Here is a 14,523-nt window from a genome sequence, read left to right as displayed (position 1 = left end):
TTGTGAGCTTTTCAGCTCAAACCTGCACTTACATCACGGTGCTGGCGCTTAACACGATACATGCTGAGATCCGCTTGACGGATCAGCTCGTTGAGATCAACCACCCCTTGCGCTGGTGTAGATGCCGCACCAATACTGACGGCCACAGAATAATCTTCTATGACAAAGAACAATTTGATCCCGATGCGCAACTGGCGATAAAAGTGCTCAAAGTCTTGCTCGGAAGCAAAAGTCGCAATGATGACAAACTCATCACCGCCGTAACGGGCAATCATGGCTTCTTGCGGGCTGCGAGTCATCAGCCACTGCGCGAGATCAATTAAGACTTGATCGCCCACATCATGCCCAAAGCGATCGTTGATGTATTTAAAATCATCCACATCGACAAAAAAGCAGCCAACCACCGCTTGCCCATGTTCCGGTGTAGAGAACTGCTGATGCGGAGATTGTAGTAACATTCGCCGATTGTAACATTGGGTTAGAGGATCACGGTTAACATGGTCATAAAGCTGCTGTTCACACTGATATTTCTCTAACGCGACCGCGTACAAGGTAGCCAACATCTGCAAAATTTCCAGCTCGGCTTCAGAAGGGGAAGACGGCTGATCACTGTAAATCGCAAAGGTCCCCAGCACTTGCTCATCTTGTGACAATACGGGGACCGACCAACAAGCGTGTAGATTCGCTTTTTGCGTTAACGCGAGATAAGGTTGCCAATTAGGATGAAGCTTGATGTTCTCAGCAACCACCGTTTGCCGTAGGAAAGCTGCAGCGCCGCAAGATCCCACTTTTTCACCGACGCGTACCCCTTCAATTGCTTGATTGTAAAAGTCGGGTAAAGAAGGAGCATATTCGACGTGCAGGGTGTTTTGTTGGGGATCAAACCTTAAGATCGAAGCTTTGCGTGCGTCAAAGAGATGTTCTGACAGTGAAATGATCTCTTGATTAAGCTGATCTTTCTCCAGCCCAAGAGCCAATTTACCCAGCAGGCCATTCACCGCACGGTGAGCCTGCAAAAGCTTGTTACTGTCCATAATCTGTACTCTTCTGTCGTGACTTTACGCTACATGACGATGATTTATTATTATTTCGGTGACATTTTAGCCACTCATATATTTGGGTCAAAAGAATAACACAGAAAAAATAGCTATAATCTGAACTCAAACACGCTTGTATGATCTTATATTGATCTTCTGCTTATTGAAATTTGATCAGCGATCAGCGTCTAAAAGAATATTTATATCACCATAGCCCGAAAGCATAAGTTACATGTTCTGCATTTCAATTTAAAACAAATTAATATTCCACAAATAAAGAAAAAATATCACTTCCTCAGAATTTTCAAGATCGATCTTTCAAAGCTATTTACCGACAACATTCATTTGACGCTGTAGCGACGAGAACTGTAGGTAAAAAAAGCCCAAGTCAAAACTTGGGCATTCGATATAAAGCTCGGTTTATTTACTACGGTTCTTCACCGCTGAAACCATACGCTTACGAGCGCGCTCTTGAGAGAGCGTCATCTTGCTGGTGCGGCCTTCAAATGGGTTTTCGCTGTTTTGGAACAAGATACGAATCGGTGTACCCATGATATCCAAAGACTTACGGTAGTAGTTCATCAGATAACGTTTATAAGAGTCAGGCAACTCGCGCACCATGTTACCGTGAATCACGATAATTGGCGGGTTGTAACCACCAGCATGGGCGTACTTCAGTTTTACTCGACGACCACGCACCATCGGCGGCTGGTGATCTTCGGTTGCCATTTTCATAATGCGTGTCAGAACTGAGGTACTAACTCGAGTGGTCGCAGAGCGATACGCTTCCTGTACCGACTCAAACAAGTGGCCCACACCTGTACCGTGTAGCGCAGAGATAAAGTGAATACGCGCAAAGTCGACAAAACCAAGACGACGATCGAGCTCTTTCTTCACATGTTCTTTAACTTCATTATCTAGGCCATCCCACTTATTGACCGCCAAGACAATTGAACGACCAGCGTTGAGTGCAAAGCCGAGCAAGCTCAAATCCTGATCAGAGATATTCTCACGCGCATCAATCACCAGCAGAACGACGTTAGCATCTTCAACGGCTTTAAGCGTTTTCACCACAGAAAATTTTTCTACCGTTTCATTAATGCGTCCACGGCGGCGTACACCAGCCGTATCAATCAACACATATTCACGACCATCACGCTCCATTGGAATGTAGATAGAATCGCGAGTCGTTCCAGGCATGTCATACACCACGACACGTTCTTCACCCAAAATCCGGTTGGTCAGCGTCGATTTGCCCACATTGGGACGGCCAATGATCGCCAGCTTAATCGGCTGATCTTGAAGACGTTTGAACGCTTCTTCCGCTTCTTCTTCGCTGTAATCAAGCGACTCTTCATCTTGGTCAGCAAATTCGGTCAAATCTTCAATTTCACCTTCTTTACCAGCGCTGAGCATGTTGTCAAAGAAAGGATCGAGTGCACGTTCGATCAACGCAGTCACACCACGACCATGCGCAGCGGCGATCTGGTACATATCATCGACACCCAGCTGCCAGAAATCGGCACTGGCGGCATCGGCGTCAATCCCATCGATCTTATTCACCACTAGCATGGCTGGCTTTTCGATTTTACGCAGATGCGCAGCAATCGCTTCGTCGGCGGATGTCAGGCCAGCACGACCATCTACCATAAACAGCACCACATCGGCTTCGTTGATCGCCGCCAGTGACTGCTGCGCCATCTTGGTTTCAACGCCCTCTTCAGAACCGTCGATACCACCTGTATCAATCACGATGAAGTCGTGTTCGCCTACTTTAGCCTGACCGTACTTACGATCTCGTGTCAGACCGGGAAAGTCTGCCACTAATGCGTCACGAGAACGAGTCAAACGGTTGAACAAGGTAGACTTACCTACGTTCGGACGCCCAACCAGGGCAACAACAGGTACCATAATAACCTCTACAATAATCTGTTCGTATGTAGTTATAGGTAACGACGGAAGTTAGCACAACCCGCACCAAGCCTTTACCTATAACCACATGTTCTATTTTAAGTTTTACAAAAGTTTCCAGCAATAAAACGGCTCCTAGCCGTTACCAGCCAGGAGCCGAATGTGAATTATATCACGATATTATTCGCTGAGCGTCAGTTTCTTTATTTTGCCATTACGAGTCACAATCAGATAACCGTCCGGCAATACAGTCGGCCCCACGGCAAAACCGCTATCATTGACCATCTGCTGTGCAACAAATTCACCCGTGCTTTTGTCCAACCAGTGCAAATAACCTTCACTGTCGCCAACCACCAAATAGTTGTTGACGATGACTGGCGCAGTCAGCAAGCGGTGTTGCAACTGAGCATTTTCCCACAGTTCGGTACCACTACGGGCATCGACCGCGACTAAATGATCTTTGTCCGTAACAAGAAACAAGCGGCTACCATCGGTCGCCATATCAATCGCTGAAGAGTAATTGCGCTTCCACGTTGCTTTACCTGAGCGCAAATCAATCCCAATCAGTTGGCCGTTGTAACCAACTACGTACAAGGTGCCACCGAGCAAAATCGGCGAGGAATCGACATCGACCAGACGATCAATTTCGGTCGCGCCTTTTGGAGTGCCAACAGGTTGCTGCCAAATCAGTTGACCGCGTTCGACGATCGCAGCAGCCAATCGACCATTGGCTGTGCCCCAAAATACCCCACCAGAAACCGCCACCGGCGTGCTATCGCCACGTAAGGTCAGATTGGGTACATCGGTGCTAATCGCCCATTTCTGTTCACCATTGGTTTGATCCAGCGCGATGAGGATACCATTGCTGGTATTCACAATCACCAGACTGCCTTCCGCTACCGGCTTGGCTAAGACTTCACCCGCAACCGCTACGCGCCATTTCTCTTCGCCAGTCTCCTGATCTAGCGCGATCACTTCACCATTTTCGCTGCCAATGAAAACCTGACTGTAGGCTGCGGTGATGCCACCCGACAACTTCGCGCTGCCGTCTTTGCCAAGCTGCACACGCCAAAGTGTGTTGCCTTTTTGCGGATCAAGTGCTTTGACTTCCCCACCACGACTGGCGATAAACACTTTGTCGTAAGCGTATTCGGGGGCGAGCTTAGAAAAGTAATGACCAACACCATCACCAACCGAAGCACTCCAGCTACTCTTTGGGGTAAACTGACTTTTTACCTGAGGCACTGGCGCCATAACGATGGTGTCTTCTTCACCGGCACAACCCGCAAGAATACCGACCGTGATCAGTCCTAATACGGCTCTTCTGAACACATTCTTCATGCCATGAAGTCCTTATTTCGCCAGATCGTCAAGCTTCATCTGCAGTGTTTGACCAGCATCTTCTGCTTGTTGGGCTTCCGAGTAAGCCGCGTATGCTGCTTCTTTATCACCTTGACGCAGAGCAATGTCACCACGCAGTTCGGCAATACGGCCGGTCCAACCTTTGTTGCTCACTTTAGCCAGTTCAGCATTTGCCGCATCAAAGTTGCCCAGTTCTGCTTCGATACGTGCGATTCGATAGCTGACAAGAGGCGCAATGGCGGCATCTTTGCTGTTGCTTTGAGCCCACTTTAACTGCACTAACGCAGCGTTAAGATCGCCAGCATCCACTTGTGTTTTCGCCAGTTGCAAAGCCGCCAGCACAGAGTACTCTTTGACTTCATTGCCATCGATGAAACTTTGCACATCCGCCGCAGCGTCCACACCTTTTGCTTGCAGAGTATTAATTGCGGAAGTATAGCTTTGAGAAGCCGCTTCACGAGCCGAAGTCACAGAATCTTGGTAGTAACGCCAACCAAAAAGACCGCCAAGACCAACAACAGCGCCGATAATCACGGCTTTGCCATTCTCTTTCCACCACTCTTTTATCGCTTCTACTTGTTCTTCTTCAGTATTGTAAACTTCCACTTCCTGTCCTCTTTAAAAACTTCAAAAATGGCAGGTTCTCCTGCCATTTAAATTCGAAACTGCTGTACTTAAATCAGTTCAGCGATTTTTGCCGCCACTTCAGCTTGCGCATAGGTGTTTTGCTCACCACCTGCGAGATCTTTCAGCACAACGGTACTATCTGCCACTTCATTTTCGCCCAGCACGAGTGCAACTACTGCGCCAACTTTGTCCGCACGCTTGAACTGCTTCTTGAAGTTACCACCGCCAAAGTGGTTCATTACACGCACGCCGGGAAGCGATTCACGTAATTGCTCAGCCAGCTTCATGCCTGCCATCATCGTTCCTTCACCCGCGGTGACTACGTACACATCGACACTGCGACGCACGTCGGTAAGCTCTAGGGTTTCGAGCATCAATACTAAGCGCTCAAGCCCCATGGCAAAACCGACTGCTGGCGTTGGCTTACCGCCAAGTTGCTCAACGAGGCCATCGTAACGACCACCGCCACACACTGTGCCTTGCGATCCTAAGCTCTCGGTAATCCACTCAAAAACCGTACGATTGTAGTAATCTAGGCCACGAACGAGGCGCTGATTGACTGTGTATTCGATGCCAGCAGCGCCAAGAAGTTCACACAAACCTGCAAAATGTTGCTTGGACTCTTCATCCAAATAATCGGCCAGACGTGGCGCATCACCTAAAATCGCCTGCACCTCTGGATTTTTTGAATCCAGCACGCGCAGTGGGTTGGTGTGCATACGGCGTTTGCAATCTTCATCAAGCACTTCAATATGTTGCTCAAGAAACTCAATAAGTGCGCTGCGGTAGTTGGCACGCGCTTCCAGTGAACCAATCGAGTTCAACTCTAAGCGCACGTGCTTGTCGATGCCCAGTTCACGCCACAAGCGCGCTGTCATCATGATAAGTTCAGCATCCACATCAGGACCATCCAAGCCAAATACTTCGACACCACACTGGTGGAACTGACGGTAACGACCTTTTTGTGGGCGCTCATGACGGAACATCGGACCGATATACCACAAGCGTTGTTCTTGATTGTACAAAAGACCATTTTCGATCCCGGCGCGGACACAGCCCGCGGTGCCTTCCGGACGCAAGGTCAGGCTATCGCCGTTGCGATCCTCAAAGGTGTACATCTCTTTCTCAACCACATCGGTTACTTCACCAATAGCGCGGCTAAACAGATGGGTCATCTCAACAATTGGCATGCGCACTTCATTGTAGCCGTAGGCGCTGATGACATTCTTCACTGTGTTTTCTAGTTTCTGCCACAGCGGTGATTGAGTTGGGAGGCAGTCGTTCATGCCTCGGATTGCTTGAATTGTTTTTGCCACAATAGTTACCGTAATGTTGCTGACTACCCGTTCGTTTGCTGAACGTAACGGGTATTGAGATTAATCGTGAACTTTCACGTCGATGCGGTTGCTGGCATCCATCCGCGCCGCTTTAGCACGAATTTTTGCTTCCAACTGATTCACCAAGTCATCGTTATCGAAACGCTCTTTCTGACGCTTACCGTCTTCATAGAAAGCGCTCTTCTTGTTGCTGCCCGCAAGGCCTAGATGAGAAACTTCCGCTTCGCCCGGGCCATTCACCACGCAACCGATGATCGAAACATCCATCGGCGTGATGATGTCCTCTAAGCGCTCTTCTAACGCATTCACCGTGTTGATGACATCAAATTCCTGACGCGAACACGAAGGGCAGGCAATAAAGTTGATACCACGCGAGCGAATGCGCAGCGATTTGAGAATATCAAAGCCGACTTTGATCTCTTCAACTGGATTCGCTGCCAGCGAGATACGCAAGGTGTCGCCAATACCTTCGGCCAGTAGCATACCAAGGCCAACCGCCGACTTCACCGAGCCCGCACGCGCACCACCTGCTTCGGTAATCCCCAAATGCAGTGGTTGGTCGATTTTCTTTGCCAGCAGGCGGTAGGAATCAACCGCAAGGAAGACATCCGATGCTTTGACGCTGACTTTAAACTGATCAAAGTTGAGACGATCTAGGATATCAACGTGGCGCATCGCCGACTCCACCAAAGCGGCTGGGGTCGGTTCGCCATATTTCATTTGCAGATCTTTTTCCAGAGAACCGCCATTAACACCAATGCGGATCGGGATATTTTTATCGCGAGCGCAATCAACCACCGAACGAATACGCTCCTCGTTCCCTATATTGCCTGGGTTAATTCGCAAACAATCGACGCCGTATTCCGCCACTTTCAGGGCGATGCGATAGTCGAAATGAATGTCGGCCACCAACGGCACCGATACCTGCTGCTTAATCAGTTTAAATGCTTCAGCGGCATCCATGGTTGGCACAGAAACACGAACAATATCAGCACCCACTTTTTCCAGTGCTTTGATTTGTGCGACCGTGGCTTCAACGTCGGTGGTTCGGGTATTGGTCATGGACTGCACCGCGATCGGTGCACCATCACCAATAGGAACATTACCCACGTAGATACGCGTCGATTTACGACGGATAATTGGAGATTCGTTGTGCATAATTCTTTATAAAGGTAAGGTGAATCTTGCTACTTTGCCTGCAGTATACCGAGAAAGGTCGACAGGTTCACTTGCAAATGTCATGGCGACGCCTTCTGGCGCACCTAAAATGACTTTAAACGGGGCTTCTCCTGAAAGCTCAAGATCTTGTCCCGCTTTGCGGATACCAGAAATCAATGTCTTGCCCTGAGCGTCTTTCACTTGGATCCAGCAATCCGCTTCAAAGGTCATGGTGATCACTTGTTGATCGTCCGCCAGTGTTGCAGAGGTTTGCACAGATTCAGCCACTTCGGCTTCAACCGCAGCAGGCTCTTCGATAAGCACTTCCTCAGGCGTCGCGTCTGAAGAAGGGGCTTCAACAGAAGGAGAGACCTCCTCAGGAGCAACCGTCAGTTCTTGCATGACCACGTCATCTAGCGCGGGTGTGTTTTCGCTCTCTTCCATCACTGCTGGTACCTCGACTGCCGAAGTATCATTCACCGATTGGGAAAGACTGTTATCTCGTTGGTTTTGCCACCACCACAGGGAAGAAATCCCGATAATAATGATAAACACTCCCCAAGTGATAAGCATGATACGGCTGTTGTGTTTCTCCGTTTTGGTCTTGCGAGAAAAACTTTGCATCTCCTGCTCTTGGTGCTGCGCATCGCCCGCATCATCCAAAGCGGCTAACACAAGCGATTCATCCACGCCGACCAATCGCGCGTAAGAGCGTAAATAGCCACGGGTAAAGGTGGCGACTTGATCGGTGGCAAGTTGGTTGTTGTCGATTTGCTCAATCACCGTTAAACGCAACCGAAGGCGATCCGCAACTTGTTTTTGGCTGTAACCCAGCTCTTCGCGCTTACGCTTAAGTAACGTACCAACTTCAATTGCCGGCGCAGTGTCATGGGATGTTTGTGCTAAATTTTCGTTTTCTGTCGTCATAACTTCTTAAAATCTTTTTTAATTAACACCCGCACTCTGTTTTTCTTTATCGTTATTTTGGCGCGTGTCTAAGAGTGAACAATCTGTAGATCAGATTATAAAGAGACTTCCCTCGGACCGAATTGGCTACTGATTATTGTGCCATTGGGAAGATTTCTGGCACGTTTTATCCACCAAGACTAAACATGCTTTACTCATGATAAGCCAATGTCTTGAATTGACAAAAACTCTTTGCTGAGAAATTTACCCTCAGCTCAAGCTTTTGTCCAAAACTTGACACAAGAAATTCGAACTATCGTCCAATAACGCAGGAAATGGCAAGAAATGGTGGGCAAAAAGTGCCCAAAGATTGAAATAAAGCAGCCAGAGCATGGCTCTGGCTGACATAGATCGGAGACGGTTACAGCGCGCGAACTTCGATGGTTTCCCCCTTCGCCGCTTTGAGCACCGCGGTCCGTTTGGTTCGGTCAATCACATCACCGACCAATTGGCCACACGCAGCATCAATATCATCACCGCGAGTTTTACGGATAGTGACCGTGTGCTCGTATTGCATCAAGGTTTTTTGGAAGCGGTCAATACGTGAGTTGCTTGGCTTTTTATATGGCGAACCTGGGTACGGGTTGAATGGGATCAAGTTGATCTTACAAGGGGTGTCTTTCATCAACTGCGCCAACTCATGTGCATGCTCGGTTCCGTCATTAACGTGATCCAGTAGAACATACTCCACCGTCACTTTACCGCGGTTGGCATTCGATGATGCGATGTAACGACGCACGGATGCTAGGAAGTCTTGGATATCCCAACGATCGTTAATCGGCATAATTTCGCTACGCAGTTTGTCGTTCGGCGCATGCAAAGAGATAGCTAAAGCCACGTCGATTTTGCCCGTCATCTGATCCAAGCCAGAGACCACGCCAGAGGTAGAAACAGTCACACGACGCTTTGACAGACCAAAACCGAGATCATCGAGCATAATTTCCAGTGCCGGGATAAGGTTTTTCATGTTAAGCAGCGGCTCACCCATTCCCATCATCACCACGTTAGTGATAGGGCGTCGACCCGTCTCTTTTTCCAGACCGATTTCGCGCGCGGCGCGCCATACTTGACCGATAATTTCCGATACTTTGAGGTTACGGTTAAAACCTTGCTGTGCCGTTGAGCAGAATTTACATTCCAAGGCACACCCCACCTGAGAAGAAACACACAAGGTCGCGCGATCTTCTTCAGGAATATAGACGGTTTCAACATCTTGATCGCCAACGCGCATTGCCCACTTGATAGTGCCATCCGATGAGTGCTGAGCTTCAGAAACCACCGGAGCGACAATTTCACATTTCTGCTTGAGCTTTTCGCGCAAATTCTTGTTGATGTTGGTCATGTTATCGAAGTCATCCACACCGAAATGGTAGATCCACTTCATAACCTGATCGGCACGAAATGCTTTCTCGCCTAACTCTTGGGCGAAAAGCTCACGCATACCTTGGCGATCAAAGTCGAGTAGATTAATTTTCCCAGTGCTCATGTTGCCTCTCAATGACTGATCAAGATTAAGGGCGCGAATTGTACAGGCTTTACGCAGTGACAACAAGGGTTGTAAAACCCCGAATTTGCTAAGAGATTAAATCCTCTGCGATTATTTTTTAACCGAGTTTAACACCGACTTGAGAACCTTGCTCAATGGTAAAAACAAGTACACAGAAAGCAAAAAACCCAGCGTTTACGGCTGGGTTTGTTCTGCTCAAACGATTAACGAGGACAGATTTCTGACTCAGGGAAAAAGAAGGCAATTTCACGCTCAGCCGATGCCGGGCTATCACTTCCGTGCACTGAGTTGTGACGCATGCTCAGCGCATAATCGGCACGAATCGTGCCACACGCGGCTTCTTCTGGGTTGGTTTTTCCCATCAACTCACGGTAACGAGCGATGGCATTTTCGCCTTCCAGCACTTGCACCATAATAGGGCCGGAGGTCATAAACTCTTTAAGTGGTTGGAAAAACGCTTTACCTTCGTGTTCTGCATAAAAGCCACTGGCCTGCTCATCGTTCAGTTGCACCATTTTAGCGGCAATAATACGCAAACCCGCTTTCTCGATGCGATGGTAAATCTCGCCGATCAGGTTACGTTCTACAGCGTCGGGCTTGATAATAGAAAATGTTCTCTCTAGAGCCATAAGGAGTCCTTTTACTTCATTCGTTGTTATAGTAAGCAGCCGAAAACGGCTGCCTTAGTGAATTTATTTGCTCGCTTGTTCAGTGAGAATACGCGCTAAGGTACAAACCCCCATGCCGGTTGCGCCCGCTGACCACTTGTCGCTGGCAGACTTACGGTAGGTGCCAGAGCAGTCAAAATGCAGCCAACCTTTTTGGTAGTCTTGCACAAAGTAAGAAAGAAACGCCGCTGCGGTGCTCGCACCCGGCGAATAGTCGCCACCGCTGATGTTCGACAGGTCCGCAAAGTTTGAAGGCAACATTTCACGATGAAATTCCGCCAGTGGCAGAGGCCACAAGCCTTCTTTCTCTTCATCAGCGGCCGCTAGCGCTTGTTGCGCTAACGCTTGGTCAAAAGTCAGAAGTGCGTGGTAGTCATTACCCAGTGCATTTTTTGCCGCGCCAGTCAATGTCGCACAATCGATGATCAGCTCAGGATTGTGTTCACACGCGTAGATCAGACCGTCGGCCAAAACCAGACGCCCTTCTGCGTCGGTGTTCATGATTTCAACCGTTTTGCCGTTTTTATAGGTGATGACATCGCCCAGTTTCAGCGCACGACCGGAGATCATGTTTTCTGCGCAGCACAAGATCAACTTCACGCGCTTATTCAGACCACGCATGATCGCTAAGCCCAAGCCGCCAGTGATGGTGCCGGAGCCACCCATGTCCGCTTTCATCGCGTCCATAAAGTTGGATGGCTTGATACTGTAACCGCCAGAGTCAAACGTGATGCCTTTGCCGACCAAACAGGCCCACACAGGCGCGTTTTCATCACCGGTTGGGTTGTAGTCGAGTTGTAACATCGCCGAGGTGCGCTCAGAACCACGGCCCACCGCGTAAATCCCTTCCCAACCTTCAGCTAGCAAATCTTTATCTTTAACGATGCGAGCGGTGACGGTGCCTTCTGGTGCCACTGAACGAATAAACTCCGCCGCCATGGTGGCCAATTGACGTGGCGCGACTTCTTCTGCCGGTTTGTTAATGATATCGCGCGTAAACTCGGTTGCTTTAATACGAGCGTCTAACTCCGCTTGCGCTTTTTCTTCGAGCGCAACCCATTCCAACTGATTTTGTTTTTTTGGACTGCGGTAGCCCTGATAAAACGCCCAAACGGCATCAAGGTTCCAACCTTCGCCCGCGAGCATCACCGCTTTTACGCCTTGGCCATCGAGTTTGCGCGCCGCACGTTGGATTTTCACCAAGTCGGTTTTTTCACCGAGGTGAATGGTCGCCCCGTTGTCATTGAACGAGACCAGTGCTTTTTCACCCCACTGTGGAGCTGCAGCCTCCTGGCTTAAATATACAGACATCTGTGTAGACATGGTTTCTCCTTGCCTTATAACGGCGTTACCTGCGCCTTTCTTTTTTAATAACCCACGGATGTTAGCATTATGTAGGGCAGAAATGTCAACTTGATAAAAAAACGGACCATAAGGTCCGTCTTTTTTAATAAAAATTGTTAACTGAGCTGGATTTTATTGCCACTCATCCAGCCAACACAAGATAACCGCTTCGAGGATTTTTTCATTGGAACGGTTTGGTTCATCGTCAAAATCGTCCAATTCTAAAATCCACTGATGTAAGTCGGTAAAGCGAACCGTCTTAGGATCCGTATCTGGGAACTTTTCACACAGTTCGATAGCGATATCTCGCGAATCTGTCCATTTCATAACTTTTCCTCAGGGCGTTTAGCCAAAGCAGCACCTCTGTGCTGCTGTGGATGATTAATGATCTTCGGATGCGTGGTTAAGCGTGTATTTCGGGATCTCAACCACCAGATCTTCATCAGCGATCTTCGCTTGGCAACCAAGACGAGATTCCGGCTCAAGCCCCCAAGCTTTATCGAGCATGTCGTCTTCTAATTCGTCACTTTCATCAAGAGAGTCAAAGCCTTCACGGATAATCACGTGACAGGTTGTACAAGCGCAAGATTTCTCACACGCGTGTTCAATCGCAATCCCGTTTTTCAGTGCCACATCCAGCACAGTCTCACCTGCTTGGGCTTCTAACACCGCGCCTTCAGGGCACAAATCTTCATGAGGCAGTACAATAATCTTAGGCATACTTTTTATCTCTTAAATAGTGTCGATTGACTGGCCAGCCAGAGCGGCACGGATCGATTTATCCATGCGGCGCGATGCAAAATCTTGGCTCGCTTTATCCGTGTCTTTAATTCCCTGCTCGATCGCTGTGGCATCATCGCCGTTACGCAGCGCAATCAAAGATTCAATCGCTTGTAACAGCGCTTGTTTTTCGTCTTCATTCAGCAGCGCATCGCCATCGGCTTGCAACGCAGAAATCAGCCCTTCAATCACGCGGTCAGCTTCAACGCGTTGCTCAGCCAGCGCACGCGCTTGCATGTCTTCTTTGGCATAAGCCATTGAGTCACGCAACATGTTGGCGACTTCATTATCGCTCAAGCCATAAGACGGTTTGACTTGGATTTCAGACTGAACTCCAGTGCTCTTTTCCATGGCAGTCACTGACAGCAGACCGTCGGCATCCACCTGATAAGTCACGCGAATATGCGCAGCCCCTGCCGCCATCGGCGGAATGCCTTTAAGCGAGAAGCGAGCCAAAGAACGGCAATCGCCGACCATTTCGCGCTCGCCTTGCACCACGTGCACGCTCATTGCGGTTTGACCATCTTTAAAGGTGGTGAACTCCTGAGCGCGTGCGACAGGAATGGTGGTATTGCGCGGGATAATTTTCTCCACCAAACCACCCATGGTTTCAATGCCGAGCGACAGCGGGATCACATCCAGCAGTAGCATCTCTGAATCCGGCTTGTTACCGGCCAAAATGTCAGCCTGAATTCCCGCGCCTATTGCCACGACTTCGTCTGGGTTAATGCTCGTCAGTGGGGTACGGCCGAAAAATTCGCCGACCATCTCGCGCACCAATAAGGTACGAGTGGAGCCACCAACCATTACCACTTGCAGCACTTCGTCCGTCTCAACATCAGCATCTTTCAGTGCGCGGCGACAAGACATCAAGGTTTTTTTCACTAACGGACGAATAAGATCTTCAAACTGTTCACGGGTGACCTCGCCTTTCCAGCCAAAGACATCAACCTCAACACTTTCTTTTTCAGAAAAAGCGATTTTGGTTGCCGTGGCAATATTGAGCAGCACTCGATTTTGCTCAGCAGAGAGCGGAGAAACCAGCCCAGCTTTTTCTTTGAGATAATCCGCCAGCAGATGGTCAAAGTCATCGCCGCCGAGTGCAGAATCACCGCCAGTGGCCAGTACTTCAAACACCCCTTTCGAAAGACGCAAAATGGAGATGTCAAAGGTGCCGCCGCCCAAATCGTAGACGGCAATTACGCCTTCCTGACCAGAATCAAGCCCATAGGCAATCGCCGCCGCCGTCGGCTCATTGAGCAGACGCAGTACATGCAAACCAGCAAGTTTGGCGGCATCTTTGGTGCCCGCACGCTGCGCATCATCAAAATAGGCGGGAACGGTAATCACCACGCCAGCAAGTTCGCCACCCAGCGTCTCTTGCGCGCGTTTTGCCAGTGCTTTGAGAATATCTGCCGACACTTCAATCGGGTTTTTATCGCCTTGCTGAGTTCGCAGCACGGGCAAACCGTTTTCACTGGTTTTGAACTGATAAGGTAAAGAAGGATAGCGCGCCTGAATGTCTTGCAATGATCGACCAAGCAGACGTTTAACGGAGATAATCGTCTCTTCAGGTTGAATTTCCGCTTGGGCTTTTGCCTCATAACCGACCAGAAGCGTTTCACCGGCGTAATTCACAACCGAAGGCAGTAGGCTTCGGCCTTGCTCATCTTTTAATGTGGTAGCCTCACCACTTCGTACCGAAGCAACCAGTGAATTGGTTGTGCCGAGATCAATACCAGCCGCGAGCTTGTGCTCATGAGGTGCCGAGCTCTGACCCGGTTCTGCGATTTGAAGTAATGCCATGATGGATCCTTGTTTTTCAA

13 protein-coding genes are annotated in these 14,523 nt (G+C 49.1%); all 13 read right to left on the bottom strand.

Annotated elements, in window-relative coordinates:
* Positions 1-11: 11 nt before the first annotated feature.
* The 13 genes from EA26_RS03835 to hscA all read right to left on the bottom strand — a co-directional run bounded on the left by EA26_RS03835 (position 12) and on the right by hscA (position 14,503).
* Positions 12-1,034 (bottom strand): GGDEF domain-containing protein, encoded by a 1,023-nt coding sequence (locus tag EA26_RS03835; protein ID WP_039424311.1) that lies wholly within the window; start codon positions 1,032-1,034, stop codon positions 12-14.
* A 423-nt stretch (positions 1,035-1,457) separates the two neighbouring features.
* Positions 1,458-2,948 (bottom strand): ribosome biogenesis GTPase Der, encoded by a 1,491-nt coding sequence (gene der, locus EA26_RS03830; RefSeq protein ID WP_039424309.1) that lies wholly within the window; start codon positions 2,946-2,948, stop codon positions 1,458-1,460.
* A gap of 180 nt (positions 2,949-3,128) precedes the next feature.
* Positions 3,129-4,289 carry an outer membrane protein assembly factor BamB gene (bamB, locus tag EA26_RS03825; RefSeq protein ID WP_039424307.1) on the bottom strand — a complete coding sequence of 387 codons (1,161 nt, stop codon included), beginning with the start codon at positions 4,287-4,289 and terminating at the stop codon, positions 3,129-3,131.
* A gap of 12 nt (positions 4,290-4,301) precedes the next feature.
* Positions 4,302-4,916 (bottom strand): YfgM family protein, encoded by a 615-nt coding sequence (locus EA26_RS03820; protein ID WP_039424305.1) that lies wholly within the window; start codon positions 4,914-4,916, stop codon positions 4,302-4,304.
* A gap of 68 nt (positions 4,917-4,984) precedes the next feature.
* Positions 4,985-6,253: a histidine--tRNA ligase gene (gene hisS, locus EA26_RS03815; protein WP_039424303.1), complete on the bottom strand. Its 1,269-nt coding sequence runs from the start codon at positions 6,251-6,253 to the stop codon at positions 4,985-4,987.
* A gap of 60 nt (positions 6,254-6,313) precedes the next feature.
* The gene (gene ispG / locus EA26_RS03810; protein WP_039424301.1) at positions 6,314-7,432 is read right to left on the bottom strand and encodes a flavodoxin-dependent (E)-4-hydroxy-3-methylbut-2-enyl-diphosphate synthase; all 1,119 of its coding nucleotides are present in this window, start codon (positions 7,430-7,432) and stop codon (positions 6,314-6,316) included.
* A gap of 6 nt (positions 7,433-7,438) precedes the next feature.
* Entirely contained in the window at positions 7,439-8,359 is a 921-nt protein-coding gene (locus tag EA26_RS03805; RefSeq protein ID WP_039424299.1) for a RodZ domain-containing protein, read from the bottom strand.
* A gap of 400 nt (positions 8,360-8,759) precedes the next feature.
* Positions 8,760-9,884 (bottom strand): dual-specificity RNA methyltransferase RlmN, encoded by a 1,125-nt coding sequence (gene rlmN / locus EA26_RS03800; RefSeq protein WP_039424297.1) that lies wholly within the window; start codon positions 9,882-9,884, stop codon positions 8,760-8,762.
* Positions 9,885-10,108: 224 nt separating this feature from the next.
* Entirely contained in the window at positions 10,109-10,534 is a 426-nt protein-coding gene (ndk, locus tag EA26_RS03795; protein WP_039424295.1) for a nucleoside-diphosphate kinase, read from the bottom strand.
* 63 nt (positions 10,535-10,597) lie between these two features.
* Positions 10,598-11,896 carry an aminopeptidase PepB gene (pepB, locus tag EA26_RS03790; protein WP_039424293.1) on the bottom strand — a complete coding sequence of 433 codons (1,299 nt, stop codon included), beginning with the start codon at positions 11,894-11,896 and terminating at the stop codon, positions 10,598-10,600.
* Positions 11,897-12,049: 153 nt separating this feature from the next.
* Complete coding sequence (gene iscX, locus EA26_RS03785) at positions 12,050-12,244, bottom strand: Fe-S cluster assembly protein IscX (protein WP_039424291.1); 195 nt, start codon at positions 12,242-12,244, stop codon at positions 12,050-12,052.
* Positions 12,245-12,298: 54 nt separating this feature from the next.
* Positions 12,299-12,637 carry an ISC system 2Fe-2S type ferredoxin gene (gene fdx, locus EA26_RS03780; RefSeq protein WP_039424290.1) on the bottom strand — a complete coding sequence of 113 codons (339 nt, stop codon included), beginning with the start codon at positions 12,635-12,637 and terminating at the stop codon, positions 12,299-12,301.
* Positions 12,638-12,649: 12 nt separating this feature from the next.
* The gene (hscA, locus tag EA26_RS03775; RefSeq protein WP_039424288.1) at positions 12,650-14,503 is read right to left on the bottom strand and encodes a Fe-S protein assembly chaperone HscA; all 1,854 of its coding nucleotides are present in this window, start codon (positions 14,501-14,503) and stop codon (positions 12,650-12,652) included.
* Between the last annotated feature and the right edge of the window lie 20 nt (positions 14,504-14,523).

The sequence above is a fragment of the Vibrio navarrensis genome (assembly GCF_000764325.1).
Classification (GTDB): Bacteria; Pseudomonadota; Gammaproteobacteria; order Enterobacterales; family Vibrionaceae; genus Vibrio; species Vibrio navarrensis.
The sequence above is the reverse complement of the archived record's forward strand: the minus strand, read 5'-3'. Positions and strand labels throughout refer to the sequence as shown.